The sequence below is a fragment of the Pseudomonas sp. D5(2026) genome (assembly GCF_057766845.1).
Genome location: NZ_CM173421.1, coordinates 4,115,733 through 4,139,611 on the forward strand (window position 1 = coordinate 4,115,733; position 23,879 = coordinate 4,139,611).

Consider the following 23,879-nt stretch of genomic DNA (forward strand, 5'->3'; position numbering starts at 1 on the left):
CGGCGCCTGGGCGTCGAAGCCCAGCTCACCCGCCGCGATGCGCTGGGCGCGGGCAATCACATGCTTCAACGGGCCGACCACAGCCCGGGTAATCAGCCAGGCCGCCAACACGCCTACAAGCAGCGCCAGCGCCGTGGCCAGGCCGATGGCGAGGGTATTACGCTGCAGCTCCCCTTGCAGGGCCTGCTCCTGCCCAAGATAGGCTTGGTCGACACGCCCGGTAACCCGCTCGGCGCTGGCCTGCAACTGCGCCTTGAGCCCCTGCTCGCGGACCAGCTGGTCGGTGTATTCGTTGAGTTTTTCCGAGAAACTGCCAATGTGCCCAGCCACTTCGCCCAGCACGCTCTGGTAACCGGCATCGCCAACCGCGCCTTGCAACTGGCTGACCAGGCCGGCGGCCTCCACTGTCTGGGCAATACGCTCCTGGCTCACATCCTCCTCGCCCTTGCGGCTTTTATCCAGACGCACCCGCGCTTCGTCCATGGCCTGCAGCATCAGCCGCGACACCTGGGCCACCTGCGCGGCTTGCTCAAGAAACTCGCCACCCTGCTGGCCCTGGGACTGCTTGAGAGTGTACGCGCCGTCATCGGCCAGGCCGGCCTGCAGCACATCAAGGTTATTGGACACGTTGGACACCGACCAACTGGCCATGTCCAGCGCCAGCTCCTTGGCCTGCACGGCCTCGACAAAGGCTTCGAATGCCTGGCCATAGGCGGCGAGATCGGTTTGCGCCGCCGCCAGCGCCGGCAGGCCTTGGGCGCGTTCGACCAAACCCTGCAGGCCGACACGCAAAGCGTCGGCCTCCTTCATGTCGGACCGCAGGGCAAACGCCTGCTCATGCTCGCGCAAGCGCAGCAAGTCGGTATTGAACTGGGCCAGCTGACGCAAGCTGTCGAAGCGCTGACCAACGCTTTGCAGCGCCACGATGCCGATGGCCGCCACCGCCAGCGTCAGCAGCAGCACCAGGGCAAAGCCCAGGCCAAGTTTGCGGGCCATGCCCAGGTTGGCCAGCACACCGTGCTTGCTCGCGCCCATCGCCGATCCCCTTTCAGCCAGTGAGGTTATCCCGAAGGCTAAGGGTGGCAACGTTGCCTGCCAATGAACAAGAGGGTGGCGCCAGAATAGTGTCAAATAGCTATGAACGTGTCGCTATCAGGCTGGCCGAGGTCGCCCTGCGTATCGGAGGAAGGCCTGAGCGGGGGAATCCTGCCCATAGGCGACAGTGCCGCCTGCGTCCGGGGTGGGTATACCCGCGAAGCCGGCGGCGTGTTTCGCCTCAGATTGCCGTCGCCCCACCATCCACCGTCAGGCAATGCCCGGTGGTAAACGCCGCACCGTCGCTGCACAGGTACAGCACGGCACTGGCAATTTCCCCGACCTTGCCAATGCGGCCCACCGGGTGCATGGCTGCAGCGAACTCGGCCTTGCGTGGGTCGGCCTCGTAGGCGCGGCGGAACATGTCGGTGTCGATCACGGCCGGGCACACGGCGTTCACGCGGATGCCCTTCTTGGCGTACTCGATGGCCGCCGACTTGGTCAGGCCGATTACCGCATGCTTGCTGGCGCTGTAGATGCTCATCTTCGGCGCCGCCCCAAGCCCCGCCACCGACGCGGTATTGACGATGGCCCCACCGCCCTGGGCCAGCAACAAGGGCAACTGATACTTCATGCACAACCACACGCCCTTCACGTTCACACCCATGATGGCATCGAACTCAGCTTCGCTGCCTTCGGCCAGGCGGTGGTGCTCGATCTCGATCCCGGCGTTGTTGAAGGCGTAGTCCAGCCGGCCGTACGCGGCAATCAGGCGCTCATGCAACTGGCGCACCTCGGCGTCGCGGGTAACGTCGCAGGCAATGAACAGCGCTTCGCCGCCCGCCGCCTGGATCAGCGCCACGGTGGCCTCGCCGCCAACCGGGTCGAGGTCGGCCACCACCACTTTCATGCCCTCGTGGGCGAACGCCAGGGCGGTTGCCCGGCCGATACCGGCACCCGCGCCGGTAACCAGGGCTACCTGGCCAGAAAAGGTCATGCTCATCGCGTGCTCCTGTGAGGGTTTGGTGGGGTTCAGAGCATAGTCAGCCACCGCTCGGCCGGGCAGCATCATCACACCAACGGTTGGGCTACCATGCTTGTCAGTGATTTTAAGGAACCGCCTTCATCAACAAGGTAGATTGAACGCCTTACTTCCTCCACAGCCCACAAGGACCCGCCATGACCCAGACCAACCGCCGCTTCCTGCTTGCCAAACGCCCGGTCGGCGCCGTGCGCCGTGACGACTTCAGCTTCGAGACCGTACCGGCCGAACAACCCGGCGAAGGCCAGGTACTGGTGCGCAACCTGTACCTGTCGCTGGACCCGGCCATGCGCGGCTGGATGAACGAAGGCAAGTCCTACATCCCGCCCGTGGCCCTGGGCCAGGTAATGCGTGCGCTGGGCGTCGGTGAGGTGGTTGCCTCCAATCACCCCGGCTACCAGCCGGGCGATTACGTAAGCGGCGCCCTCGGCGTGCAGGACTACTTCACCGGCGAGCCCCAGGGCATGCACAAGATAGACCCCAATCTGGCCCCCCTGCCCCGTTACCTGTCAGCCTTGGGCATGACCGGCATGACCGCCTACTTCGCCCTGCTGGAGGTCGGCCAACCCAAAGCTGGCGACACCGTGGTCATTTCCGGCGCGGCCGGTGCGGTGGGCAGCATTGTCGGGCAGATTGCCAAGATCAAAGGTTGCCGCGTGGTCGGTATTGCCGGCGGTGCCGAGAAGTGCCAGTACCTGAAGGACGAGCTGGGCTTTGACGGCGTGATCGACTACAAGGCCGAAGACGTGCTGGCCGGCCTGAAGCGCGAATGCCCCAAGGGTGTGGACGTGTACTTTGACAACGTGGGCGGCGACATCCTTGATGCCGTGCTGACGCGCATCAACTTCAAGGCACGCATTGTGATTTGCGGCGCGATCAGTCAGTACAACAACAAGGAAGCGGTGAAAGGCCCGGCCAACTACCTGTCGCTGCTGGTGAACCGCGCGCGCATGGAAGGTTTTGTGGTGATGGATTACACCAAGGACTATGGCAAGGCTGCGCTGGAGATTGCCGGCTGGCTGGCCAGTGGTCAGGTGAAGAGCAAGGAAGATGTGGTGGAGGGGCTGGAGACGTTCCCTGAGACCTTGCTGAAGCTGTTTAGCGGGGAGAATTTTGGGAAGTTGGTGTTGAAGGTTTGATTGGGGGTGGGTTTAGGGTGCATGCCTTGTGAGGTTTAGCGCCTGGGAGATCGAGCGCCGTCTGTATGGCGGTAGAGGTGCGTCGCCTGGGAGATCGAGCGCCGCCCGCGCGGCGCATCGCGAGCTACGCTCGCTCCTACGTTTGTTTCTGGCCAGTAACGCCTGTGACAGGCGCGCGCGACCGTTTTGTTTGTACGACGCAATATCGCGCCAAGCGCCAAAGCGTTCGCGCGCAAATCCCCCAGGAATAACTGGCCCGAAACAAACGTAGGAGCGAGCGCAGCTCGCGATGCGCCGCGCGGGCGGCGCTCGATCTCATAGGCGACGCACCTCTACCGCCATACAGGCGGCGCTCGATCTCACAGGCGACGCACCTCTACCGCCATACCCTCAAGGTCACACCGCCTGGCATGACGTTGCGCAATGGCCGGGGGTGTTTGCCGTGGGTTTTATGGTGTTGCAGATATCGCGCGCCGCCCGCGCGGCGCATCGCGAGCTACGCTCGCTCCTACGTTTGTTTCTGGCCAATAACGCCTGTGGCAGACGCGCGCGACCGTTTTGTTTGTACGACGCAATATCGCGCCAAGCGCCAAAGCGTTCGCGCGCAAATCCCCCAGGAATAACTGGCCCGAAACAAACGTAGGAGCGAGCGCAGCTCGCGATGCGCCGCGCGGGCGGCGCTCGATCTCACAGGCGACGCACCTCTACCGCCATACAGGCGGCGCTCAATTTACGCACCACCTCAAAACCCAAGGCGGCACCTGGTAGCCTTGATCCGATGTCCCGGCGCACACATCGAACCGTTGCTCTGGTAGCATCCGGCCCGCACCAAAATCTTCGCTGTCTGAACCGACAATCATAGAAAAATCAAGAGCATGGGCCTTGCAAGCCGCACGGCCCCTAACGGGGGATTAATGGACTTATGGACTGCCTTCCAGGCAATCATCCTGGGAGTGGTTGAAGGGCTCACGGAGTTTCTGCCAGTTTCCAGTACCGGGCACCAGATCATCGTTGCCGATTTGATCGATTTTGGCGGTGAACGCGCGATAGCGTTCAACATCATCATCCAGCTGGCGGCGATCCTGGCGGTAGTGTGGGAATTTCGCGGCAAGATCCTGGAAGTGGTGTTCGGCCTGACCAGCCAGCCCACGGCACGGCGTTTCACCGGCAATCTGCTGCTGGCGTTCCTGCCGGCAGTAGTGCTGGGCGTGCTGTTCGCCGACCTGATCCACCATTACCTGTTCAACCCGATTACTGTGGCAGCGGCGTTGGTTGTGGGCGGGGTGATCATGCTCTGGGCCGAGCGTCGCGAGCACCGCGTAGAGGTGGACCACGTGGACGAAATGCGCTGGAGCCACGCCCTCAAGATCGGCTTCATCCAGTGCCTGGCGATGATACCAGGCACATCGCGCTCCGGGTCCACCATCATCGGCGGCCTGCTGTTCGGCCTGTCGCGCAAAGCGGCCACCGAGTTCTCGTTCTTCCTGGCGATGCCGACCATGGTCGGCGCAGCCGTGTATTCGGGTTACAAGTACCGTGACCTGTTCCAACCCGGCGACCTGCCGGTGTTCGCTATCGGCTTCGTGACCTCGTTCATCTTCGCCATGATCGCCGTGCGTGCGCTGCTCAAGTTCATCGCCAACCACAGCTACGCGACGTTCGCCTGGTATCGCATCGCCTTCGGTTTATTGATTCTGGCTACCTGGCAGTTCGGCTGGATCGACTGGTCGACAGCTCAGGGCTAACGGGACACAAAAATGAAAAGGGCTGCATACGCAGCCCTTTTCATTGGTCAGGTTCAGCCGCGAATTTCAGCGACTACCGCAGCCAGCGCTTGCGCCGGGTTGGCAGCCTGGCTGATCGGGCGGCCGATTACCAGGTAGTCCGAACCGGCATCCAGTGCCTGGCGCGGGGTGAGGATACGGCGCTGGTCATCCTGCGCGCTGCCCGCAGGGCGAATGCCCGGGGTCACCAGTTGCAACGACGGGTGCGCCGCCTTCAGTGCCGGGGCCTCCAGCGCCGAACACACCAAACCGTCCATGCCAGCCTTCTCGGCCAGCGCGGCCAGGCGCAGCACCTGCTCTTGCGGGTCGACATCCAGGCCGATACCAGCCAGGTCTTCACGCTCCATGCTGGTCAGCACAGTCACGCCAATCAGCAATGGCTGCGGGCCGCTGCGCTTGGCCAACTCTTCACGGCAGGCCGCCATCATGCGCAGGCCGCCGGAGCAATGCACGTTGACCATCCACACACCCATCTCGGCTGCAGCCTTCACTGCCATGGCGGTGGTGTTGGGGATGTCGTGGAACTTGAGGTCCAGGAACACTTCGAAACCCTTGTCGCACAGGGTTTCGACAATACCCGAAGCGCTACTGGTGAACAGCTCCTTGCCAACCTTTACCCGGCACAGCGCAGGGTCAAGCTGGTCAGCCAGCTTCAGAGCGGCCTCACGGGTAGGGAAATCCAGGGCGACGATCAGGGGCGTCTGGCAGGCGGACATGGCAGGGTCTCTTTGCAAGTCGAAAACGGCGCGCATTGTAAACGAAGTGACGCAGGCTTTGGGGCCCGCAGGTCACGGAATTGGCCCAGCATGGGCTGGCTCCTATAATTGAACTATTGGAAAGTGCAATTGCTCAAAAATCGTACAAGCGCTGCACATCACTCTGTAAAGGAGAACGACAATGCCCTGGTATGCCTGGCTGATCCTCATCATAGCCCTCGGCTCCATCGTCGGAGGTTTGATGATGCTGCGCGACACGGCAAAAAAACTGCCACTGACCGAAGAGCAACTGCGCAAGGTGCATGAGCGCAATGCCGAAGCGGATGCCAAGGATGCACAGGACCGTTAGGGGTTAAGAAGGGGTTGAAAGCCTCATTTTGCTTGGCGTGGGTTATGTGGTGCCGGTGAGATCGAGCGCCGCCCGCGCGGCGCATCGCGAGCTGCGCTCGCTCCTACGTTTGTTTCAGGCCAGTAACGCCTGTGACAGGCGCGCGCGACCGCCTTGTTTGTACAACGTGATATTGCGCCATGCGCCAAGGCGTTCGCGCGCAAATGGCACAGGAATGATTGGCCCGAAACAAACGTAGGAGCGAGCGCAGCTCGCGATGCGCCGCGCGGGCGGCGCTCGATATACGCATCACCTCAAACCTCAAGACGGACACCTGATAGCCTTAACTCCATCTCCCGGCGACCCCATCGCCGGTCACCCATGCCCCCTTTCGTGTTGAGCCGCCTCATTTCAGACAAAAAACAGGGCTGCTTTGCAGCCCCGGTTCCGAAGGGCAACCCCAAACCACAGGCTCGCCCTACTCCCGCACTTACTCCACCATCACCTTGTCCCGGTTACGCTCCAGCAACGCATTGCCAATGCCCTTGATCTCCAGCAGTTCATCCACCGAAGCAAACGGCCCATTGGCCTCCCTATAGGCCACGATGGCTTCAGCCTTGGCCTTGCCTATCCCGTTCAGCTCCTTCTGCAAGGTGACCGCATCAGCCTTGTTCAGGTCCAGCCGCTGCGGCTGCTGGGCCTGCTGCTGGCTCACCACCGGCACTGGCTCGGGCATCGCCGGGGCGCTGGCCGGAGCAGCGCTGAGGGAAAAGGACAGGCTGGCGAACAGCGGCAGCAGCAAGTACGACAGAACGTTGTTACGCATGGTGAACACTCCTAGTGTTGGTCATTTTCCAGCAGCCGTTTTCCTTCGGCTGCGTAATCAACCCTAGCGGCAAACCCCACACCGAAACAGCCGCCATCATCGGCGAATGGTTACCAAATCGATCAGCGACCCAGCCAACTTCGCCAACCCAAAAACAATGGCCTTTCCCCTCCACCACCCCGGCCTGAGCGTATTTGGCGCCCTGCCTCATGGCCTGTAGCCGAATACCCGTTTGTCCGATGCCGCATTCAACGCAAGACCCGCACACTTTCCTACAACCCCCGGCGAACGAGGCCAGACTACGAACAACCGCACTCTCCAGCCGGGCGAAGATCACCTGCCAACTGGCATCACATGAACCAACTGCTAGATTTTTGAGCAATGGACAGCCGTTTGCTTGAAGGACCCAAGCTGCACGCCCTCATCCACCCGCCGCTTGCCCGCGCACCCAGCCCGTCCATCAGGCCAGCCTTCGCACGGCCATCCGGCCCCTTAGGCCCACCCGTACCGCCCCGCCCAGCAAGAGGATCACAGCCGTGCCCCTCAAGACCCTCACTGTATTCGGCACCCGTCCAGAAGCCATCAAGATGGCCCCGCTTGCCCTGAAACTCGCACAGGACACCCGCTTCGAGCCCCGTGTGTGCGTCACCGGCCAGCACCGGCAAATGCTCGACCAGGTACTGGAGCTGTTCGGTATCACCCCCGATTACGACTTGAACATCATGAAGCCCGGCCAAGACCTGACCGGCGTGACCACAGGAATTTTGCAAGGCATCCAGCCGATACTGGCCGAATTCAAGCCTGATGTGGTGCTGGTGCATGGCGACACAGCGACCACCTTTGCCACCAGCCTGGCGGCCTATTACCAGCAAATTCCCATCGCCCACGTAGAAGCCGGCCTGCGCACCAACAACCTGTATTCACCCTGGCCAGAGGAAGGCAACCGGCGCCTGACCGGCACCCTGGCCGCCCTGCACTTCGCCCCCACAGCCACCTCGCGTGACAACCTGCTAAGGGAAGGCATTGACCCAGCGAGCATTTTCACCACCGGCAACACCGTGATCGACGCTCTGCTGGACGTGGTGCACAAACTGGAGAGCCCGGTGCTGAGAGCCCAGTTCGAACGCCAGTTCGATTACCTGGCTGCCCATCGGCGCATGGTGCTGGTAACAGGCCACCGGCGCGAGAACTTTGGCGATGGCTTCGAACGCATCTGCCAGGCTTTGGTGCAGACGGCGCGCCAGTTCCCCGAGGTGGATGTGGTGTACCCGGTGCATCTCAACCCTAACGTGCGAGAGCCGGTCAACCGGCTGCTGGCGGATGTGGGGAATATCTACCTGATCGAACCGCTGGATTACCTGCCGTTCGTTTACCTGATGACCCGTGCGTATGTCATTTTGACCGACTCGGGGGGCATTCAGGAGGAAGCGCCGGCGCTGGGCAAACCGGTGCTGGTGATGCGTGATACCACGGAGCGGCCGGAGGCGGTGGCGGCGGGGACGGTGAAACTGGTGGGCACGGAAGTTGGGTCCATTACCGGGGAACTGGCCAGGTTGCTGACGGATGAGGGGGCGTATCGAGAGATGAGCGTGGCGCATAATCCGTATGGGGACGGGAAGGCGTGTGGGCGGATTGTGGAGGCGCTTGGGTCGAGATTGGGGTTGGGCTGACAGGCGCATGCCTTGAGATGTTTGTCGTTTGTGAGATCGAGCGCCGCCCGCGCGGCGCTCGATCTCACAGGCGCAAAACCTCTCGAGCCCCCGTCAGGCGAACAGCTCGGTCTGCCCCAGCGCCTTGCCGACCTGGTCCTTGGCAGACAGCGTCGGCTCAAAGTCTATCGGCCACTCGATGGCAACTTGCGGATCATCCCAGGCAATACAACGCTCGCACTGGGCCGAGTAGAAGTCGGTGGTCTTGTAAACAAACTGGGCAGTCTCAGTCAACGTCACGAAGCCATGGGCGAAACCCGGTGGAATCCACAACTGATTATGGTTTTGCGACGACAACACAGCACCAACCCATTTGCCAAAGGTGGGCTAGCTGCGGCGGATGTCCACCGCCAAATCGAACACTTCACCCTGTACCACCCGTACCAGCTTGCCTTGGGCGTGGGGCGGCAACTGGTAATGCAGGCCACGCAACACACCCTTCACCAAGCGGGAATGGTTGTCTTGAACGAAGTCTGGCTGCAGGCCAGTCACCTCATTGAACACGCGCGCATTGAAACTCTCGTAGAAAAAGTCACGCTCATCACCGAAAACCTTTGGGGTAAACAGGAAGACTTCAGGGATGGCCAATGAAGTAGCGTGCATCAAAATACCTTCACGGCAACGATGACGATCGCAAGCTGGCCTAGGGATTCTCCGATCAAGTCAGCACAGGCCATCTGACCTGTGCTGAAATAGCCCTCCGTCCAACTGCCTTCTACAAGTCCGCCATCCCATCAGTCAGATGAGCTTTTCCGATTTCGAGTACGCCGGCAAGCGCAAGCAAACCCGTCGCGAGCGTTTCCTGGCCGAGATGGAACAGGTCGTTCCGTGGAGTGGGCTGGTGGCGTTGATCGAGCCTCACTACCCAAAGGCTGGCGGTGGCCGCAAGCCTTATCCTCTGGAAACCATGCTGCGCATTCACCTGCTGCAGAACTGGTTCTCGTTGAGCGATCCCGCCATGGAAGAGGCGCTGTACGAGATCACTTCGATGCGCCAGTTCGCTCGTCTGACGCTCAGCGCTCCGATCCCCGAAGACACGACGATCATGAACTTCCGGCACCTGCTGGAGAAGCATCAGTTGGCGGCCGGCATTCTGGAAACCATCAACAATTACCTGCAAGACAAGGGCCTGTCGTTGCGCCAGGGCACCATTGTCGACGCGACCATCATCCACGCGCCCAGTTCGACCAAGAACAAGGAAGGCAAGCGCGATCCTGAAATGCATCAAATGAAGAAGGGCAACCGGTACTATTTCGGCATGAAGGCCCACATCGGCGCGGATGCTGAATCGGGTCTGGTGCATCACGTTCATGGTACCGCCGCGAACGTAGCTGACGTGACGGAGGTCGCTCAGCTGTTGCATGGCGAAGAGAATGTCGTGTGTGCGGATGCGGGTTACACAGGCGTGGAAAAGCGGCCAGAACACGAGGGACGGCAGGTGATATGGCAGGTCGCTGCCCGCCGCAGCACCTACAAGCACTTGAGCAAACGCAGCGTGCTCTACCAAGCCAAGCGCAAGATCGAAAAGGCCAAGGCGCAAGTGCGTGCGAAGGTGGAGCACCCGTTCCGGGTGATCAAACGCCAGTTCGGCTATGTGAAGACTCGCTTTCGTGGCTTGGCCAAGAACACGGCGCAACTGACCACGCTGTTTGCCCTGTCGAATCTGTGGATGGTGCGCCGGCAATTATTGCCTGCTGCGGGAGAGGTGCGCCCGTGAGCCCAGATAACCAAGGCTTTGCCTTGGTTATCCAATAATCAGCGACTGAAAATCGGGCTTTTCGGCATCCCTAAGCCGCCCATTTCCGACTGATGAGCAACTTGTTCGGAGTTCCCCTAGGCGAGACGGCCACAGCCAACGGAAAAGAAACCTATGCGTGGTTGAGCCGCGCACTGGAAGCATGCCCCAGGCGTCCTCAGTGGAAGATTACGAGGCTCTGCAGCCTTGGAATTACGCGCCCCAATTTCATAGGTAAGTGCTCCGCCCATTTTTCAACTCGGATGGGTTCATGGATAGGCTACAGATATCGGCCGCCGCCTTCATGACAGGTCACGATTGCCTCAGCCTTCGACTTTCCGATATCATTCAGCTATCACTTCGGAGTCATGGGCGCAGCGATATTAAGATTAAGTTTATCGAATTGGCTAAGCTGGGCTATGAAATCGCTAGGATTGTGATCAGCTTACGCATAAAAAGACACTCTTGTGAGACTTGAGTGTTTGTGCATATCTTCCTAGTTTCCTGACCAACTCAGACCTAGGGGATAACAACTATAAAAGTACGCCAGGGAAGACAATGGCTAGCATTTTTTTTTCGACATTAATTGATACTTTTCAGGCAAAAAAAACCCGGAAACCTGAGAGAAAAACTTTTCTAAAAATACGAGCAAACCTGACTTTTAGAGCTAGGCACCCACTAGCATCATCACACCCTCAAAACTTACGCGCTGCTTCGGTGACAAACTCGAGCATCAGCCCCATACACAGCTCAGTTCTTTTCAAAAGATTTTTATTACTTCCATTTAATATTCCCATGTTTTTGAACAACACCGCCAGCACAATGCAAGCCTATTGCATCGAAGACAAAATATTAAAATACTGGTCATGGCGGTCCTTTATCGAAATATTGCCTCCTACTCCCAACTCTCTCGCTCAGCACTGCGAGGCAGTCCGGTCACAAGGCAATCTTAAATCAACGACTTACCCAGTCTCAAATTGATTATCGCGAGGGTTTGTGATGGCTTGTATCCCGTGTTTTTTTTCGGTAGTTTTTGTTATACGGAATCAGGGAGATAGAATTGCAAAAATTCTCTCCGAAGCCGCTCAAGTCGTTGCACAAACTGTCAGCGATTACGAACTGATTGTGGTTGACAACGCATCTGATGACGACAGCGTGATGGTCTTGAAGAGACTGACAAACGAAAAGGGTCTCGCCAACCTTCAAGTCTATGCCTTGACCAAAGAAGTCGATACGGACACTGCTTCCTGGGTTGGCTTAGAAAACGCCTTGGGTGACTATGTCGCGGTCATCGACCCTATGATAGATGACATCAACTTTATCCCGCAGATGCTTGATCAAGCGGTAACTGGCGCCGACGTTGTATTTGCCCATAATCAGCAAAAAAGCCCACAGAGCCTAGCGTATCGTTGGGCCAACGCATCGTTTCACAGCATGTACAACTGGTTCAACGGTGTCCATCTCGCCAAAGAAGCACCTCAGTACCGCATCCTAAACAAACGAGTTATAAACTTCATCCTGCAGCACCCTCAGCCTTCGATGACGTACCGACACCTTCCGGCTACCGGCGGTTTTGCCCGGTCCTACCTCACATACAGTGCTGCGCCTCAGGCTCCAAGCCCCAAACGCCTGGGTGACAGTATTGACCGTGGCGTGCGATTGTTGGTTTCAACCACTCGTGCACCGATGCGACTTGTTACTTATCTCTCGTTATTTGGTGCCGTTGCGAACCTGGTGTATTGCATTTATGTCATCTCGGTAGGCATTTTCAAGGCCGACGTAGCCCCCGGCTGGATCAGCTTCTCGCTCCAGCAATCGGGTATGTTCTTCCTAACTTCATTGGTGCTACTGGTATTAGGCGAGTACATCCTTAACATGGCTAGCTTATCGAATGAAGGTCCGCTGTATCATGTTGGCCAGGAATTTACCAGCGCGCGAATGACCCGGCATGAGAAATTGAACATTGAAGAAGCGAAGCCGAATCAATTCGAGGCAAAGTATAACAATAGCGATCAAACCTCATGACTTCATCTACCCAAGCCAATCAAACTTACCAAGATGCCGTCATTATCGGTGCCGGATTTTACGGCGCAGCCATCGCGATCTACTTAGCCAAGCAGCGAGGTCTCAAACGTATACTTTTGGTAGAGCGCGAGCCTGGTTTAATGAAGCGCGCCAGTTATAACAACCAAGCACGAGTGCATAATGGCTATCACTATCCGCGAAGTTTCACGACAGCTTATCGCAGTCGAGTAAATTTTCCAAAATTCGCTTTGGGCTGGCCAGAGGTAGTTAGAAAGGATTTCACCAAGCTGTACGCAATTGCCCGTCGTAACTCTAAGGTCACGGCGAAGCAGTTCGAGCGGTTTTGCCGAGATATTTGTGCCGACCTCAAACCTGTAGATCCAGGGCTACGAAACCTGTTTAATCCTCGATTAATCGAAGATATATTCATGGTCGAAGAGTATGCGTTCGACTCTACCCGCCTTGCGGCGTGGGCAATTCGCGAATTGGCACAAAGTTGTGTACAAACACGCTACCAGACCCGGGCAATATCGATCTCCAAAAGTAGCCAAGCGCCGTTGCAGGTTATTACCGAAACACCTCAAGGCGAGCAGACCTTGACGACATGTAGGTATGTCTTCAATTGCACATACAGTGGTCTTAACCAGTTCCTAGGTGATTTTCCCGGCGTTGGTACGGGCCTCAAGCACGAGATCACAGAGATGGCGCTGATGGAGATGCCAACATCCCTTGAGGGACTGGGTGTCACCGTGATGGACGGTCCGTTTTTTTCAATGATGCCGTTCCCGGCTCGCGGACTGCACACGCTGTCTCACGTACGCTATACGCCGCATTTACACTGGAACGATCAAAAAGGGCTCGACCCCTATAAAAAATTCGGGCTTTATGACCGTAGTACGCGCGTAGATCGGATGGTCAGGGATGTGGGCCGGTATATTCCAGAAATCTTGAAGGCCCAACACAAAGAGTCTCTCTTCGAGGTCAAGACCATTTTGGTAAAAAATGAAGGAGATGATGGGCGACCAATCTTTTTTGAAAAGCATGCAGAGTTGCCGGGTTGCTTTTCCCTACTTGGCGGAAAAATAGACAATATTTACGATATTTTTGAAAAGTTAGATACAGAAATTTTTTTACCTCAAGATCAGTAATAATTCGTGCTTGGAATGGAAAACTATGAATTCGCTTATTGGTTTCTCCGGCTTTGTCGGAAGCACACTTCTAAAACAGTCTTCTTTTGATGATTTATACCGCTCCACCAATATCTCGGAAATAGAAGGTAAGTCCTTCGACGTCGTGGTTTGCGCCGGCGCACCAGCGAAAAAATGGATTGCCAACCGCGAGCCTGAAGCCGACTGCCAGACTATCGAAGCATTAATTGACCATCTGAAAACCATCCAGTGCAAGACCTTCGTGCTGATTAGCACTGTTGACGTATTCAAGACTCCCATAGGTGTTGATGAAGACTCTCCTGTAGATGAATCAGGCCTGCCCCCCTACGGCCTGCACCGCCTACGGCTGGAGAACTTCGTTCAAACTCATTTTAAGAATCACCTGATCGTTCGCCTTCCTGGGCTTGTAGGCCCAGGATTGCGCAAGAACGTAATCTTTGACTTTTTGAATGATAACAATCTACAAGCAATCGACAGCCGTGGAGTTTTCCAATTCTACCCCATGGTCAATTTATGGTATGACATACAGCTCGCTCTCGAGGCAGGGCTCAAACTGCTTCATCTAACCGCGCAGCCATTGAGTGTCGCTGAGATTTCACAAAAAGGTTTCGGTAAAATCTTCACTAACACACCGACTGACGTCACTGCAAAATATGACATGCAAACCAAACATGCGAAACTGTTTGGTAGTAAAGGCCGTTATCAATATAACGAACGTGAAACCATACAAGCCGTTCGCGCTTATGTGCAATCGGAGCCAACGAAGGCCACAGAGCGAGTACACGCATGAGGCTGGCAATCTCTAATATTGCGTGGAGCACCACTGAGGATGAAATCATTGCAGGGCTGCTTGCGCGATATGCCGTAGATGTGATTGACATTGCGCCGGGCAAGTATTTCTCCGAGCTAAGCAAAGCCACCAATGGTGATATTGCCCGCCTCAAGGACTGGTGGGCGCAGCGGGGAATTATGCTCTCTGGCATGCAAGCATTGTTGTTTGGTACCTCGGGACTGAATGTATTCGGCTCTGAACAAAGCAGGGCGGCATTACTTCAACATCTGACTGATGTATGTCGCATCGGCGCCGGCCTGGGCGCAACACGTATTGTTTTCGGTTCGCCGAAAAATCGTGACCGCAGTGGGTTGACCGACCAACAAGCGCTGGACTCCGCCGTGTCATTTTTCAGGCAATTAGGCGACATCGCTCAAGCGCGCGATGTCACGATTTGCCTAGAACCGAATCCCACGTGCTATGGTGCAAACTTCATGACCACGAGTGCGGAAACAGCGGCGACGGTAAGGTCGATTGATCATCCGGCAATCCGTATGCAACTGGATACAGGCGCCATGGCTATCAATGGCGAAGATCCATTCATCGTGCTCGAAAACTGTGCCGAGTTGATCGGTCATATCCATGCCAGTGAACCCAGCTTACTGCCTCTAGGCGATGGCGGTACCGCGCATGAAAACATGGCACGTGCGGTGTCTCGTTATCTGCCGGGCCACATCGTTACTATTGAAATGGTTGCAACCGAGACCGAACCACATGTGCAATCAATTGAGCGCGCACTGCAGCTTGCCCACCAGCACTACGGCACTCCCAACGAGGTGATAGTATGAGCATGAAGTGGGTAATTCTGATCTTGGGGATATTATCGAATGCCTCCGCCAGTGTCCTAGTGAAACTAGCGATGCTACCTCCACGTAAGTTTCCTTCCTTGAGCGACCCTATGGCGGCTCTCAGCAACTGGCCCTTCTGGAGCGGACTGATGCTGTATGGTGCTGCATTCCTACTCTATGCCGCAGCTTTAGCTCGCTTGCCGCTCAATGTGGCCCACCCGGTTCTGACGGCCGGAGCTATTGCCACGGTGGCCGTGTTTTCTTTGCTGTTTTTCCGCGAGCCCTTCAACTGGACGACCGGGGCCGGCATCATCTTGGTGATTGTTGGCGTTGGGCTGATCACCGCTCGCATTGTTTGATGGAAATATAAAATGACTGATATTGCCCCAGATATACGTACTAGTTGGCAGGTGCCTTCATTCGACATGCGATTCTGGCTGGGTCGCCAGCATCCATGGTGCGTAGTGATTCCGGTCATAAATGAGGGTGAGCGAATCGAAAACTTGCTCACCCGCATGGTGGCGCTCAGCATCGCGGATGTCGCCGACATTATTATTATCGATGGCGGAAGTTCCGATGGGTCCCTGGAGCTCCAACCTTTGCAGCAGTTGGGTGTTCGAGGCCTGTTGGTAAAGACTGCGGCAGGTAGGCTTAGTGCACAGTTACGATGCGCCTACGCGTTTGCGTTGGATGAAGGTTATCAAGGAATCGTCACCATTGACGGTAATGACAAGGACGACCCTGATGCTATTCCACAGTTCATCGAGTCCTTGAAACAGGGAGTAGACTTTGTACAAGCTTCGCGCTTTATCAAGGGCGGGATAGCCGAGAACACACCACAGTCTCGTGATTTGGCTATTCGCTTTATACACGCGCCCATGCTGAGTCTGTTTTCAGGCTTCAAGTGGACGGATACCACCCAAGGCTTTCGTGCCTATAGCCGCAAAATGTTAATTGATCCGAAAATGGCAGTCTTTCGCGAGGTATTCATAAACTATGAACTTCTTGCTTATTTGTCGTATCGAGCGCCGAAACTGGGTTTCCGGTGCATGGAGCTAGCCACTGCCAGACGCTACCCCAAAGGCGAAGTACCTACCAAAATCAGTAGTGTAAAAGGAAACCTTTCGGTGCTTGCCGTATTGTTTCTCGCTTGCTTTGGAAAATACAACTAAAGGCCTAGGTAGTGTAATGTTCAAGCATCTTGAAATTAACGAAAAAGCTTCTGCAATATCATCAACAATCGTGATAACAGCATTCGCACTATTGCTATGCCTTGGCATATCGAGCGCCCCCAAATATACTGATTTTATCGTTGGCTCTCTCAGCTGGTATGCCGGAACAAAGCTCCAGGACCAAATAGCAGCGCCGATATTCATTGCTGTTGTTTTTTGTGCGCTAATTTTTTTTACATCAATAGCAAGACGTCAGAAAAAAAAATTTGGCAGTGAGTCAGCGTTGGCTTTGTCCAATCAGCTGTTGTGGTGGTCTCTACCGGCAATTGCCGGAATTGCGCGTATGGTACTCGGTGCGGGCCTTGAGCCAAACGTACTTTATTGCTCGGTATTTGGCCTCTCTTTTATTGCCTTGGCTGTGACAGTTGGCGCGGTAAATAAGGCGCACCTTGACCCACGCGTAATCAGCCTAGGTGCGCTTGGTATTCTACTGCTAATGCTATACCAACTGGAACTTGTGTTAGTTATGGGCCGGATACCAACCGAGCTGACGCAGGGAATTGACCTATCTACATACGCCAAGCCTAATTACACAGTGGCGTTGCTGGTGGGGGGGCTGTGTATTGCGTGCATCCCTTGGAACCAGAAAGTATTTACACGGCTTACCCATTGGCTATTGGTGACCGGACAATTGGGACTACCGATTTTCTACCTGGTATTGTACCCTGCTCGTATACAACAACCCGACGGCACTCTATTCCAGTACGACACAACGGTTTGGCTGAAAGTCTTGGTTATCGGCATGATAATCTGGGGCGTAGTTGATGTACTATGCCGGGCACGCCGGTACGCCTCTACTCAGGACGTAGCTAAATTGCTGTCGCCTATCGCGATCTTCGGCCTCTTAGTCGGATTGAAAATGGGTGCGACAATTTATCCAAATATCAGCCCCGATGACTACCACTTCGGCGAAAGCCTTTTGGGTTGGTGGTCCTATCTACAAGGAGCCATTCCTTACGTCGATTACCTCCCTGCGCATGGCATCATCAGTGATGATCTGCCCCAGTTCTTATCATTTATATTTTATGATGGTTCTGCCGGCAGTATTGCCCATGTCGGCAACCTCAGCATCGCATTCCTGTCCTTAGCGACCTTTTTGTCGCTATATTATTATTCAGGCAGCGTCAGCTTTGCGTTTGCAGCGACCTTTTTTCTGAGCCCAAACCTTATTTGGTTGTTTCTGGTCCCGTTCCTATGCGTGTGGCTGAGTCCTTCGTTGCGCCAGCGCCCTGAGCGTTGGCTACTCGTCTGGATGTTTACCGCGCCTTTCGTCGTATTGGGAATTCCACCTCAAGGCTTACTGCTTGCGGCGGCGTCTGGTGTAATGGCGGTTTACTACGCCTGGCGCCTCTGGAATGCACCTCGCCCTCGCCAACTGAAGGGCATCTTATTTGTTGGAGTATTACTCCTAGTGCTCGCAGTTACGACTCCTGCTGGGATCATGCTGTTAGGTGCTATTCGTTACGTGTTGGAAAACGGGCCTATCAATCAACTAGCCTACGGTAAACCATGGGCGCTAAGCTGGGAGGGTGCGCGAAAAGGTTTTGTCTTCGAACTATTGCGCATGTCTTGGATTGCCATTCCTCTAGCCTGCCTGCTGTTGTTCCACCGTTGCTTTCAAACAGCCCAACGACGCGTAGATCTAATGCTTACGTTACTAGTTGTGCTGATATTTGTAATCTTGTTGATACCCTATTCAATGGGGCGCATCGATGCTGGCCGTATGTCCCGCCCCGGAATGGCGGCGAATTTTGGCTGGGCTATTTTACTACCTGTAGTATGTTGGCATATAGTGAGTGCTCGCACCAAACTTTTACTAGTTGTCGTAGCAATGAGTATGAGTGCCGCGGTGGGCCCCATGCCGGTATCGTTGTACGGCCTGATAAATTCCACAAAAGCGACTGTCAACACCCGTGGACAGGAAATCAGTGATGGTGCGGTTGCCGACCTGCCTAACATCGGTAAGGCTTTTGTTCAGCCTGCCCACTGGGACAGGTTGACTCGGCTCTCCAGAGTACTGAAAGACAACATTCCGACCGGTGAAACCTATCTGGATCTAACATCGCGAAATGCTCAATATTTTTATTTAGGCTATCTTCCGCCTCTGCCAGTGACCGCAGTATACAACATGGTTTCACCTGCTCAGCAACTGCGTGCAATCGAAAAATTAAAAGAAAACCTCCCAACAATTGCGTTGCTGGAAGGGACGAATATTATCCATGACGGTGGCGGCCTAGCGCTACGCAACCCGTACCTGTACCGATTCATAATTGACCATTACACTCCGTTTTATGTAGATGGCTTTATCCTTGGGCGTAAGAAAGACAGTCCGCTAACTCCAATCACTAGCATCGAAATTCCTTTGATGGATTTCACAGATGCGAACTGGAGCCACGGTATCAATCGCACCGCCCCCGCGCTCTATGTTTCTGATTCAGGATTTTTGCCTGCACTGAAGGTAGGTGACCAAATCCAGATCAACAAAGGCGACGTTCGTCGGATACGTGAGATACGTATCGCTAGTCGACAGGTATGGCTTGAAGGGCCGATGTTGCAGGCTTCGGATTACGGGTCAACGAATCAAGCACACTTAATTGAGCCGAGCCCTGAAGCTATGGCTGAATACCAGGCGGCTTTGCTACAGCGCGCTTTCGCGTTGCCGCAATTGAAGAGAATTCCGATCGCTTGGGGCCGTTCGCAAGCCACGCTGAGCGAGAAGATGACGTTGATTAAAAGATTGGATGAGATAAAACCCAGCCTCAAGCACTTAGTGGCACAAAAAGGAAGCTATAAGGTCGATGGCGCTGATCCATACCTGATTTTCGATCTTTCTAGGTGGAAACTGTCTGGCCGCGATGCGGGATTGCTCAAATTTGAATTCCGCTGCGTTGGTCGTGCCGCCGAACCGCGCATTCAAGTACTCTGGTGGGGTGATGGCCAGCGAGGTGCATTCGAGCCCAGCAGTGTTCGCTTCAATGCTGAAAATGGAACGTTAATTGTTCCGCTGGAAGCGTCACCACGCTGGTTGACTTTACAGCATGTGAAAGGCTTGAGGATTGATCTGGACAATCCTGACTCTTGCAGCAGTTTCAGTATCAACAATCTGGGCATCTACCAGCGTCAATATTGATGCGGAACTGATTAAGACGTTTGTGCAGATCGTGTCCCAGGAAGTGGTGTAACTGAACCAGCCGAAATCGCCCTTTGGGCGAAAGAGAATAGTCATCGTGGTTCTTGGCTAACGTTGAGTTTGCGGACTTAACCTTCACCAGAGAAACCACGATGACCAAGCCCACTATCGCATTGACCGAGCTGGTTGAGAAAAGGGCAGACGCTGATCTGCTCAAGCAAATGATCCAGCTCGTTGCCCAGCGCATGATGGAGTTCGACGGAGTGCGATCCATGAACCCCACCTTCTAAAAGATAGGGCCTCAGCTTACCGTGGTATCTCTGGCGAGCAGTTCCATGGCAGCAAGGCTTCGTAGTCTGAGACCGACGACGCATACGGCAGGCGCTCAAGTACGTGGCGCAGCCACGTATAGGGCTCCTGGCCGTTGACCTTGGCGGTCTCGACCAAGCTGTATATCTGCGCACTTGCCGTGGCGCCCTTGGGCGTGTCACTGAACAGCCAAGCCTTGCGCCCAATGACAAACGGCTTTATCGCACGCTCTGCCAGGTTGTTGTCGATTGGCAAATGGCCCGCTTCGACATACCGTTCCAGGCGGCTCCAGTTGTTTGCCAGGTAATGCACCGCCTTGCCCAATACGCTTTGCGGCGTCACCTGGGCGTACGTCTTGTCCAGCCAGCTTTTCAGCTGACCGAGGATCGGTAAGCTTCTTTCCTGGCGACCGATGAACCGCTGTTCGTCGCTGACCTCCTTGAGGTCGCGCTCGATGTCAGAGTGCGATCCATGAACCCCACCTTCTAAAAGATAGGGCCTCAGCTTACCGTGGTATCTCTGGCGAGCAGTTCCATGGCAGCAAGGCTTCGTAGTCTGAGACCGACGACGCATACGGCAGGCGCTCAAGTACGTGGCGCAGCCACGTATAGGGCTCCTGGCCGTTGACCTTGGCGGTCTCGACCAAGCTGTATATCTGCGCACTTGCCGTGGCGCCCTTGGGCGTGTCACTGAACAGCCAAGCCTTGCGCCCAATGACAAACGGTTTTATCGCACGCTCTGCCAGGTTGTTGTCGATTGGCAAATGGCCCGCTTCGACATACCGTTCCAGGCGGCTCCAGTTGTTTGCCAGGTAATGCACCGCCTTGCCCAATACGCTTTGCGGCGTCACCTGGGCGTACGTCTTGTCCAGCCAGCTTTTCAGCTGACCGAGGATCGGTAAGCTTCTTTCCTGGCGACCGATGAACCGCTGTTCGTCGCTGACCTCCTTGAGGTCGCGCTCGATGTCATACAGCTTATTGATCATCGTCAGCGCCACATCGGCTCGTCCGGTCTTACCCTTGGGCTGCACCTTTTGTGCTTCGACGAACTTGCGGCGCGCGTGAACCATGCATGCCAGTCGCTCGATACCGGGCTGCAACGCCAAAGCGTTGTAACCCGCATAATCGTCGGTCATCACATAGCCGCGATAGCCTTGCAGCAGACGCAATGGTACTTCCTGCGCACGGCTGGTGGTGTAGTCGAACAGCACAACTTGTCGATCAGGCGGGCCACTGGCTTGCACCCACATCCAGGATTGGCTGGTCGGGTCTCGATCCGGTTCTTTCAACACCTGGACGCGGGTCTCATCGCAATGAATCACCGGACTTTCCAGCAGCCGATCACGCATCAGGTTCAACAGCGGCTGGAAGTATTTACTGCACTGGATCACCCAACGCGCCAGGGTTTGTCGTGGAATCTCGATGCCGTGGCGGGACAGCACACTTTCAAACCTGTGTAGCGGCAAGCCATCGACGTACTTGGTCGTCAGCAGCATGGCCAGCACGCTTGGGCTGGCCATGCTTTTTTCGATTAACTGGGCGGGCTTGTCAGCAGTGACAGGAGCAGTCTCGCAACCACGGCAGCCATAGATCTTGCGCACGTGTTTGAGTACGCGGATCTGCATCGGCACGATATCGAGCTGCTCGCTGGTTTCTTCGCCGATGACATGCTTACGGCAACCGCAGGCGCAGGTCAGTTCGTGTTCGGGCAACTCATGGATAACTTCGATACGTGGCAGATTAGCCGCCAGTGGCTTGCGCTTGCCACGGCGCTTGACCGGGACAACGACTTCTTCATCGGCATCATCGACTACAGCCAGCAGAGGGTCATTTTCCGCTTCATCGAACATGGCCAGTTGCGGCGTTTTGGGATCGACGGTTTGCTCGGACTTGCGGCCAAAGAAACGGTCACGCCATAACTTGATTTGCTCTTTCAGATCGTCAATTTGGACGATGTGGGCCTGATTGACTTCCTGCTCGCGCAAACGGGCAGCATAGCTCTCAAGCAATAATTGCTTGAGCAGGGCAGGATCGTCTGGGAGATTGTCGGGCACGGAAATCATGCCGCGGATTATACCGGGTCAGGCGACGTAGCGCGGAGTCAAAACCTGATGAGGACGGTTGCGCCAAAGGTCGAAACCGTCGAGCAGCCAATTGAGTTCTTGGACGGTCAGGACAATCGCTTCGTCGCTGGGCTCAGGCGACATTTTGAAGCGCTCGGCTTCCAGGCGCTTGAGCCAGAGGCAGAAGCCGTTGCGCTCCCAGTACAACACTTTGATCCGATTACGCGCCTTGTTGAGGAAGACGAAGAGCACGGGGTCGAACACGGCGACTTTGATATCCAGTTCTACCAAGGCAGTAAGGCCGTCGATGGACTTTCGAAAGTCCACAGGCTTGGGGTAGAGGTAGACTTTTTCGACTTTGCTGTCGGGGCGCATCATGCAGGGCTGGCTCCAGAAGGAAATCGGGAGCACAGCATCGGGCATCAGGTAAGCGCTTTGAATGTGGGGTTCATGGAGCACTTACCGATGTCATACAGCTTATTGATCATCGTCAGCGCCACATCGGCTCGTCCGGTCTTACCCTTGGGCTGCACCTTTTGTGCTTCGACGAACTTGCGGCGCGCGTGAACCATGCATGCCAGTCGCTCGATACCGGGCTGCAACGCCAAAGCGTTGTAACCCGCATAATCGTCGGTCATCACATAGCCGCGATAGCCTTGCAGCAGACGCAATGGTACTTCCTGCGCACGGCTGGTGGTGTAGTCGAACAGCACAACTTGTCGATCAGGCGGGCCACTGGCTTGCACCCACATCCAGGATTGGCTGGTCGGGTCTCGATCCGGTTCTTTCAACACCTGGACGCGAGTCTCATCGCAATGAATCACCGGACTTTCCAGCAGCCGATCACGCATCAGGTTCAACAGCGGCTGGAAGTATTTACTGCACTGGATCACCCAACGCGCCAGGGTTTGTCGTGGAACCTCGATGCCGTGGCGGGACAGCACACTTTCAAACCTGTGTAGCGGCAAGCCATCGACGTACTTGGTCGTCAGCAGCATGGCCAGCACGCTTGGGCTGGCCATGCTTTTTTCGATTAACTGGGCGGGCTTGTCAGCAGTGACAGGAGCAGTCTCGCAACCACGGCAGCCATAGATCTTGCGCACGTGTTTGAGTACGCGGATCTGCATCGGCACGATATCGAGCTGCTCGCTGGTTTCTTCGCCGATGACATGCTTGCGGCAACCGCAGGTGCAGGTCAGTTCGTGTTCGGGCAACTCATGGATAACTTCGATACGTGGCAGATTAGCCGCCAGTGGCTTGCGCTTGCCACGGCGCTTGACCGGGACAACGACTTCTTCATCGGCATCATCGACTACAGCCAGCAGAGGGTCATTTTCCGCTTCATCGAACATGGCCAGTTGCGGCGTTTTGGGATCGACGGTTTGCTCGGACTTGCGGCCAAAGAAACGGTCACGCCATAACTTGATTTGTTCTTTCAGATCGTCAATTTGGACGATGTGGGCCTGATTGACTTCCTGCTCGCGCAAACGGGCAGCATAGCTCTCAAGCAATAATTGCTTGAGCAGGGCAGGATCGTCTGGGAGATTGTCGGGCACGGAAATCATGCCGCGGATTATACCGGGTCAGGCGACGTAGCGCGGAGTCAAAACCTGATGAGGACGGTTGCGCCAAAGGTCGAAACCGTCGAGCAGCCAATTGAGTTCTTGGACGGTCAGGACAATCGCTTCGTCGCTGGGCTCAGGCGACATTTTGAAGCGCTCGGCTTCCAGGCGCTTGAGCCAGAGGCAGAAGCCGTTGCGCTCCCAGTACAACACTTTGATCCGATTACGCGCCTTGTTGAGGAAGACGAAGAGCACGGGGTCGAACACGGCGACTTTGATATCCAGTTCTACCAAGGCAGTAAGGCCGTCGATGGACTTTCGAAAGTCCACAGGCTTGGGGTAGAGGTAGACTTTTTCGACTTTGCTGTCGGGGCGCATCATGCAGGGCTGGCTCCAGAAGGAAATCGGGAGCACAGCATCGGGCATCAGGTAAGCGCTTTGAATGTGGGGTTCATG

General features: G+C 55.9%; 19 protein-coding genes and 5 pseudogenes. 14 read left to right on the plus strand and 10 right to left on the minus strand.

What is annotated here, in order from left to right:
* Nucleotides 1–3: 3 nt before the first annotated feature.
* Both AC3B5Q_RS19065 and AC3B5Q_RS19070 read right to left on the minus strand, forming a co-directional pair.
* Nucleotides 4–1,035 (minus strand): annotated as a pseudogene (locus AC3B5Q_RS19065) (methyl-accepting chemotaxis protein); the annotation flags it as partial.
* A 241-nt stretch (nucleotides 1,036–1,276) separates the two neighbouring features.
* The gene (locus AC3B5Q_RS19070; RefSeq protein WP_084851608.1) at nucleotides 1,277–2,038 is read right to left on the minus strand and encodes an SDR family oxidoreductase; all 762 of its coding nucleotides are present in this window, start codon (nucleotides 2,036–2,038) and stop codon (nucleotides 1,277–1,279) included.
* 176 nt (nucleotides 2,039–2,214) lie between these two features.
* Between AC3B5Q_RS19070 and AC3B5Q_RS19075 the strand changes: the two genes are divergently transcribed.
* Nucleotides 2,215–3,216 carry an NADP-dependent oxidoreductase gene (locus AC3B5Q_RS19075; protein WP_325948640.1) on the plus strand — a complete coding sequence of 334 codons (1,002 nt, stop codon included), beginning with the start codon at nucleotides 2,215–2,217 and terminating at the stop codon, nucleotides 3,214–3,216.
* Nucleotides 3,217–4,130: 914 nt separating this feature from the next.
* Nucleotides 4,131–4,961, plus strand: a complete 831-nt coding sequence (locus AC3B5Q_RS19080) for an undecaprenyl-diphosphate phosphatase (RefSeq protein ID WP_028696964.1) — start codon at nucleotides 4,131–4,133, stop codon at nucleotides 4,959–4,961.
* 53 nt (nucleotides 4,962–5,014) lie between these two features.
* Here AC3B5Q_RS19080 and pyrF read toward each other — a convergent pair whose 3' ends face one another.
* Nucleotides 5,015–5,716, minus strand: coding sequence for an orotidine-5'-phosphate decarboxylase (pyrF, locus tag AC3B5Q_RS19085; protein ID WP_021783074.1), 702 nt, complete (start codon nucleotides 5,714–5,716; stop codon nucleotides 5,015–5,017).
* Nucleotides 5,717–5,897: 181 nt separating this feature from the next.
* Here pyrF and AC3B5Q_RS19090 point away from each other — a divergent pair, with 181 nt between their 5' ends.
* Complete coding sequence (locus tag AC3B5Q_RS19090) at nucleotides 5,898–6,065, plus strand: DUF2897 family protein (RefSeq protein ID WP_003252762.1); 168 nt, start codon at nucleotides 5,898–5,900, stop codon at nucleotides 6,063–6,065.
* Nucleotides 6,066–6,534: 469 nt separating this feature from the next.
* On the opposite strand, the gene AC3B5Q_RS19095 is transcribed toward AC3B5Q_RS19090, so the two are convergent.
* Nucleotides 6,535–6,870 carry a ComEA family DNA-binding protein gene (locus AC3B5Q_RS19095; RefSeq protein ID WP_028697093.1) on the minus strand — a complete coding sequence of 112 codons (336 nt, stop codon included), beginning with the start codon at nucleotides 6,868–6,870 and terminating at the stop codon, nucleotides 6,535–6,537.
* A gap of 536 nt (nucleotides 6,871–7,406) precedes the next feature.
* On the opposite strand from AC3B5Q_RS19095, the gene wecB reads away from it, so the two are divergent.
* Nucleotides 7,407–8,540, plus strand: a complete 1,134-nt coding sequence (gene wecB / locus AC3B5Q_RS19100; RefSeq protein ID WP_488392709.1) for a non-hydrolyzing UDP-N-acetylglucosamine 2-epimerase — start codon at nucleotides 7,407–7,409, stop codon at nucleotides 8,538–8,540.
* Nucleotides 8,541–8,633: 93 nt separating this feature from the next.
* Here wecB and rfbC read toward each other — a convergent pair.
* A pseudogene (gene rfbC, locus AC3B5Q_RS19105) lies at nucleotides 8,634–9,182 on the minus strand (dTDP-4-dehydrorhamnose 3,5-epimerase).
* A gap of 130 nt (nucleotides 9,183–9,312) precedes the next feature.
* Here rfbC and AC3B5Q_RS19110 point away from each other — a divergent pair.
* The 10 genes and pseudogenes from AC3B5Q_RS19110 to AC3B5Q_RS19155 all read left to right on the plus strand — a co-directional run bounded on the left by AC3B5Q_RS19110 (nucleotide 9,313) and on the right by AC3B5Q_RS19155 (nucleotide 19,780).
* The gene (locus AC3B5Q_RS19110; protein ID WP_330509467.1) at nucleotides 9,313–10,296 is read left to right on the plus strand and encodes an IS5-like element IS2000 family transposase; all 984 of its coding nucleotides are present in this window, start codon (nucleotides 9,313–9,315) and stop codon (nucleotides 10,294–10,296) included.
* A gap of 116 nt (nucleotides 10,297–10,412) precedes the next feature.
* Nucleotides 10,413–10,552, plus strand: a pseudogene (locus tag AC3B5Q_RS19115) (transposase domain-containing protein); the annotation flags it as partial.
* A gap of 761 nt (nucleotides 10,553–11,313) precedes the next feature.
* The gene (locus tag AC3B5Q_RS19120; protein WP_330508389.1) at nucleotides 11,314–12,339 is read left to right on the plus strand and encodes a glycosyltransferase; all 1,026 of its coding nucleotides are present in this window, start codon (nucleotides 11,314–11,316) and stop codon (nucleotides 12,337–12,339) included.
* Complete coding sequence (locus tag AC3B5Q_RS19125) at nucleotides 12,336–13,487, plus strand: FAD-dependent oxidoreductase (RefSeq protein ID WP_488392710.1); 1,152 nt, start codon at nucleotides 12,336–12,338, stop codon at nucleotides 13,485–13,487. The genes AC3B5Q_RS19120 and AC3B5Q_RS19125 overlap by 4 nt, the downstream gene beginning before the upstream one ends.
* 25 nt (nucleotides 13,488–13,512) lie before the next feature.
* Nucleotides 13,513–14,298 (plus strand): NAD-dependent epimerase/dehydratase family protein, encoded by a 786-nt coding sequence (locus AC3B5Q_RS19130; RefSeq protein WP_330508391.1) that lies wholly within the window; start codon nucleotides 13,513–13,515, stop codon nucleotides 14,296–14,298.
* Nucleotides 14,295–15,128, plus strand: a complete 834-nt coding sequence (locus AC3B5Q_RS19135; RefSeq protein ID WP_330508392.1) for a sugar phosphate isomerase/epimerase family protein — start codon at nucleotides 14,295–14,297, stop codon at nucleotides 15,126–15,128. Before AC3B5Q_RS19130 ends, AC3B5Q_RS19135 begins: the two co-directional genes overlap by 4 nt.
* Entirely contained in the window at nucleotides 15,125–15,487 is a 363-nt protein-coding gene (locus tag AC3B5Q_RS19140; RefSeq protein WP_330508393.1) for an SMR family transporter, read from the plus strand. The genes AC3B5Q_RS19135 and AC3B5Q_RS19140 overlap by 4 nt, the downstream gene beginning before the upstream one ends.
* Before the next feature lie 12 nt (nucleotides 15,488–15,499).
* Nucleotides 15,500–16,300: a glycosyltransferase family 2 protein gene (locus AC3B5Q_RS19145; RefSeq protein WP_330508394.1), complete on the plus strand. Its 801-nt coding sequence runs from the start codon at nucleotides 15,500–15,502 to the stop codon at nucleotides 16,298–16,300.
* A 16-nt stretch (nucleotides 16,301–16,316) separates the two neighbouring features.
* Complete coding sequence (locus tag AC3B5Q_RS19150) at nucleotides 16,317–19,490, plus strand: hypothetical protein (protein WP_488392711.1); 3,174 nt, start codon at nucleotides 16,317–16,319, stop codon at nucleotides 19,488–19,490.
* A gap of 152 nt (nucleotides 19,491–19,642) precedes the next feature.
* Complete coding sequence (locus AC3B5Q_RS19155; protein WP_330509494.1) at nucleotides 19,643–19,780, plus strand: hypothetical protein; 138 nt, start codon at nucleotides 19,643–19,645, stop codon at nucleotides 19,778–19,780.
* A gap of 16 nt (nucleotides 19,781–19,796) precedes the next feature.
* Here AC3B5Q_RS19155 and AC3B5Q_RS19160 read toward each other — a convergent pair.
* The 5 genes and pseudogenes from AC3B5Q_RS19160 to tnpB (AC3B5Q_RS19180) all read right to left on the minus strand — a co-directional run.
* Nucleotides 19,797–20,255, minus strand: a pseudogene (locus tag AC3B5Q_RS19160) (IS66 family transposase); the annotation flags it as partial.
* 49 nt (nucleotides 20,256–20,304) lie between these two features.
* Complete coding sequence (tnpC, locus tag AC3B5Q_RS19165) at nucleotides 20,305–21,861, minus strand: IS66 family transposase (RefSeq protein ID WP_247957659.1); 1,557 nt, start codon at nucleotides 21,859–21,861, stop codon at nucleotides 20,305–20,307.
* 18 nt (nucleotides 21,862–21,879) lie between these two features.
* Nucleotides 21,880–22,239 carry an IS66 family insertion sequence element accessory protein TnpB gene (tnpB, locus tag AC3B5Q_RS19170; RefSeq protein ID WP_019437365.1) on the minus strand — a complete coding sequence of 120 codons (360 nt, stop codon included), beginning with the start codon at nucleotides 22,237–22,239 and terminating at the stop codon, nucleotides 21,880–21,882.
* Between the two features lie 86 nt (nucleotides 22,240–22,325).
* Nucleotides 22,326–23,426: pseudogene (gene tnpC, locus AC3B5Q_RS19175) on the minus strand (IS66 family transposase); the annotation flags it as partial.
* An 18-nt stretch (nucleotides 23,427–23,444) separates the two neighbouring features.
* A complete protein-coding gene (gene tnpB / locus AC3B5Q_RS19180) occupies nucleotides 23,445–23,804 on the minus strand; it encodes an IS66 family insertion sequence element accessory protein TnpB (protein WP_019437365.1) in 360 nt (119 codons plus the stop codon).
* Nucleotides 23,805–23,879: the final 75 nt, after the last annotated feature.

Coding starts and splice junctions, on each gene's coding strand:
- AC3B5Q_RS19070 (WP_084851608.1), bottom strand. CDS start 2,038: ATGAGCATGACCTTTTCTGGCCAGGTAGCCCTGGTTACCGGCGCGGGT.
- AC3B5Q_RS19075 (WP_325948640.1), top strand. CDS start 2,215: ATGACCCAGACCAACCGCCGCTTCCTGCTTGCCAAACGCCCGGTCGGC.
- AC3B5Q_RS19080 (WP_028696964.1), top strand. CDS start 4,131: ATGGACTTATGGACTGCCTTCCAGGCAATCATCCTGGGAGTGGTTGAA.
- pyrF (WP_021783074.1), bottom strand. CDS start 5,716: ATGTCCGCCTGCCAGACGCCCCTGATCGTCGCCCTGGATTTCCCTACC.
- AC3B5Q_RS19090 (WP_003252762.1), top strand. CDS start 5,898: ATGCCCTGGTATGCCTGGCTGATCCTCATCATAGCCCTCGGCTCCATC.
- AC3B5Q_RS19095 (WP_028697093.1), bottom strand. CDS start 6,870: ATGCGTAACAACGTTCTGTCGTACTTGCTGCTGCCGCTGTTCGCCAGC.
- AC3B5Q_RS19120 (WP_330508389.1), top strand. CDS start 11,314: ATGGCTTGTATCCCGTGTTTTTTTTCGGTAGTTTTTGTTATACGGAAT.
- AC3B5Q_RS19125 (WP_488392710.1), top strand. CDS start 12,336: ATGACTTCATCTACCCAAGCCAATCAAACTTACCAAGATGCCGTCATT.
- AC3B5Q_RS19130 (WP_330508391.1), top strand. CDS start 13,513: ATGAATTCGCTTATTGGTTTCTCCGGCTTTGTCGGAAGCACACTTCTA.
- AC3B5Q_RS19135 (WP_330508392.1), top strand. CDS start 14,295: ATGAGGCTGGCAATCTCTAATATTGCGTGGAGCACCACTGAGGATGAA.
- AC3B5Q_RS19140 (WP_330508393.1), top strand. CDS start 15,125: ATGAGCATGAAGTGGGTAATTCTGATCTTGGGGATATTATCGAATGCC.
- AC3B5Q_RS19145 (WP_330508394.1), top strand. CDS start 15,500: ATGACTGATATTGCCCCAGATATACGTACTAGTTGGCAGGTGCCTTCA.
- AC3B5Q_RS19150 (WP_488392711.1), top strand. CDS start 16,317: ATGTTCAAGCATCTTGAAATTAACGAAAAAGCTTCTGCAATATCATCA.
- AC3B5Q_RS19155 (WP_330509494.1), top strand. CDS start 19,643: ATGACCAAGCCCACTATCGCATTGACCGAGCTGGTTGAGAAAAGGGCA.
- tnpC (WP_247957659.1), bottom strand. CDS start 21,861: ATGATTTCCGTGCCCGACAATCTCCCAGACGATCCTGCCCTGCTCAAG.
- tnpB (WP_019437365.1), bottom strand. CDS start 22,239: ATGATGCGCCCCGACAGCAAAGTCGAAAAAGTCTACCTCTACCCCAAG.
- tnpB (WP_019437365.1), bottom strand. CDS start 23,804: ATGATGCGCCCCGACAGCAAAGTCGAAAAAGTCTACCTCTACCCCAAG.